The organism is Trabulsiella guamensis ATCC 49490 (assembly GCF_000734965.1).
In the GTDB taxonomy this organism is placed as follows: domain Bacteria; phylum Pseudomonadota; class Gammaproteobacteria; order Enterobacterales; family Enterobacteriaceae; genus Trabulsiella; species Trabulsiella guamensis.
This window is the reverse complement of sequence record NZ_JMTB01000215.1, coordinates 1-481: the sequence shown is the minus strand read 5'-3', so window position 1 is coordinate 481 and position 481 is coordinate 1. Positions and strand designations below refer to the sequence as shown.

Here is a 481-nt window from a genome sequence, read left to right as displayed (position 1 = left end):
GTCAGGTCACTTGTCACCATCTTTACCCCCTCCGCGCAATCGCGAAAGAACGTCTAACAGCGAGTCCAGCCCCTGCACATTGATAAAGGTCAGCGCCTTGATAGTGATCGCCGAAACAATCACAGCTCCCAGCGCATCTAACGGTTTGTCATTGTACCCTGTCCACGCTGCCAGCATTGAACCGAACAGATCAGCCCCCAGCACGCCGACGATGAAAGATGTCAGGAAACAAAAAATCAGCCTGAGCATGGTAACGTTGGCTGCCGTGGCGACATAAAACACTGCGCCAGCGAATGCACCAAACACCACGCCAAAATCAGTACTTGTCGCCAGGCCGTACATACTTGCACCAAGCAGCCCTCCGGCCGCAACGGCAGTACCGGAAACAGGATCGGACATTTAGCCCCCTCTTTTATTGCTGTAAATCCTCTCTGAACGAGGGGAATAAAAAAAGGCCACCTGATGGCAGCCTCTATTCTGT

General features: G+C 52.8%; 1 protein-coding gene. It reads right to left on the bottom strand.

Annotation, left to right across the window (positions count from 1 at the left end):
* Nucleotides 1-6 precede the first annotated feature (6 nt).
* The gene (locus tag GTGU_RS23620; RefSeq protein ID WP_038155355.1) at nt 7-399 is read right to left on the bottom strand and encodes a phage holin family protein; all 393 of its coding nucleotides are present in this window, start codon (nt 397-399) and stop codon (nt 7-9) included.
* Nucleotides 400-481 lie beyond the last annotated feature (82 nt).